Annotated in this window: 2 rRNA genes (both cut by a window edge); both read right to left on the bottom strand. The window is 54.4% G+C overall.

The features are described 5' to 3' along the window. A 5S ribosomal RNA gene (rrf, locus tag SriyCCGPB3_RS01525) occupies window positions 1–113 on the bottom strand (it extends 2 nt beyond the left edge of the window). 125 nt (window positions 114–238) lie between these two features. Next, window positions 239–2,500, bottom strand: a 23S ribosomal RNA gene (locus SriyCCGPB3_RS01520); it runs 616 nt beyond the window's last position.

Here is a 2,500-nt window from a genome sequence, read left to right as displayed (position 1 = left end):
CTGGCGATGACCTACTCTCGCATGGCTTGAGCCACACTACCATCGGCGCAGCTGCGTTTCACTTCCGAGTTCGGGATGGGATCGGGTGGTTCCACAGCGCTAATTTCACCAGGGAGGCTTTTGGAGAGTCGCACTCGTCCCGGGGGACAAGGCGCCAGCCTCGCATAGTTCTTGTGACGTAGCGTGCACTTGGATGCTCTTACGACGCTGTCGTAAAGCCAAGGCAACTTGAGGTTATATGGTCAAGCCTCTCGGATCATTAGTATCAGTTAGCTCAATACATTGCTGTACTTACACACCTGACCTATCAACCACGTAGTCTACATGGTTCCTTCAGGGGGCTTGTGCCCCGGGAGATCTCATCTTGAGGCGCGCTTCCCGCTTAGATGCTTTCAGCGGTTATCGCTTCCGAACATAGCTACCCGGCAATGCCACTGGCGTGACAACCGGAACACCAGAGGTTCGTCCACTCCGGTCCTCTCGTACTAGGAGCAGCCCCTCTCAAATCTCCAACGCCCATGGCAGATAGGGACCGAACTGTCTCACGACGTTCTGAACCCAGCTCGCGTACCACTTTAAATGGCGAACAGCCATACCCTTGGGACCGACTACAGCCCCAGGATGTGATGAGCCGACATCGAGGTGCCAAACACCGCCGTCGATATGAACTCTTGGGCGGTATCAGCCTGTTATCCCCGGAGTACCTTTTATCCGTTGAGCGATGGCCCTTCCATACAGAACCACCGGATCACTAAGTCCTAGTTTCCTACCTGCTTGATCCGTCGATCTTGCAGTCAAGCACGCTTATGCCTTTGCACACAGTGCGCGATGTCCGACCGCGCTGAGCGTACCTTCGAGCTCCTCCGTTACTCTTTAGGAGGAGACCGCCCCAGTCAAACTACCCACCATACACGGTCCCCGACCCAGATAATGGGCCCAGGTTAGAACGTCAAGCACGACAGGGTGGTATTTCAAGGATGGCTCCGCTGCAGCTAGCGCCACAGTTTCATAGCCTCCCACCTATCCTACACAGACGAACTCAACGTTCAGTGTAAAGCTATAGTAAAGGTTCACGGGGTCTTTCCGTCTTGCCACGGGAACGCTGCATCTTCACAGCGATTTCAATTTCACTGAGTCTCGGGTGGAGACAGCGCCGCTGTCGTTACGCCATTCGTGCAGGTCGGAACTTACCCGACAAGGAATTTCGCTACCTTAGGACCGTTATAGTTACGGCCGCCGTTTACTGGGGCTTCGATCAAGAGCTTCGCCTTGCGGCTGACCCCATCAATTAACCTTCCAGCACCGGGCAGGCGTCACACCCTATACGTCCACTTTCGTGTTTGCAGAGTGCTGTGTTTTTGATAAACAGTCGCAGCGGCCTGGTTACTGCGACCCTCTTCAGCTATAGCTCGCACGAGCCACCAAAAAGGGTGCACCTTCTCCCGAAGTTACGGTGCCATGTTGCCTAGTTCCTTCACCCGAGTTCTCTCAAGCGCCTGAGAATTCTCATCCTACCCACCTGTGTCGGTTTACGGTACGGTCTGCGTAAGCTGAAGCTTAGGAGCTTTTCCTGGAAGCGTGGTATCAGTGACTTCGCCTTAAAGGCTCGTCTCGGTGCTCGGTCTTAAAGGATCCCGGATTTGCCAAAGATCCAAACCTACCGCCTTTCCCCAGGACAACCAACGCCTGGTACACCTAACCTTCTCCGTCCCTCCATCGCACTTACGCGAGGTGCAGGAATATTAACCTGCTTCCCATCGACTACGACTTTCGTCCTCGCCTTAGGGGCCGACTCACCCTGCGCCGATTAACGTTGCGCAAGGAAACCTTGGGCTTTCGGCGTGCGGGTTTTTCACCCGCATTATCGTTACTCATGTCAGCATTCGCACTTCCGATACCTCCAGCAGACTTCTCAATCCACCTTCAACGGCTTACGGAACGCTCCTCTACCGCGCATACAAAGTATGCACCCCAAGCTTCGGTTCACTGCTTAGCCCCGTTAAATCTTCCCCGCAGACCGACTCGACCAGTGAGCTATTACGCTTTCTTTAAAGGGTGGCTGCTTCTAAGCCAACCTCCTGGCTGTCTGTGCCTTTCCACATGGTTTTCCACTTAGCAGTGAATTTGGGACCTTAGCTGTGGGTCTGGGTTGTTTCCCTTTTCACGACGGACGTTAGCACCCGCCGTGTGTCTCCCATACAGTCCGTCTCGGTATTCGGAGTTTGCAATGGTTTGGTAAGTCGCGATGACCCCCTAGCCATAACAGTGCTCTACCCCCGAGAGGATACATATGAGGCGCTACCTAAATAGCTTTCGAGGAGAACCAGCTATCTCCGGGTTCGATTAGCTTTTCACTCCTAATCACACCTCATCCCCTACCTTTGCAACGGGAGTGGGTTCGGGCCTCCAGTGCGTGTTACCGCACCTTCACCCTGGGCATGACTAGATCACCCGGTTTCGGGTCTACTGCCCGCGACTATGCGCCCTTATCAGACTCGGT

Origin of the sequence: Stenotrophomonas riyadhensis, assembly GCF_040256885.1 — a bacterium.
Classification (GTDB): Bacteria; Pseudomonadota; Gammaproteobacteria; order Xanthomonadales; family Xanthomonadaceae; genus Stenotrophomonas; species Stenotrophomonas riyadhensis.
Note: the sequence above shows the minus strand (reverse complement) of the source record. Positions and strands in the feature narration are given on the sequence as shown.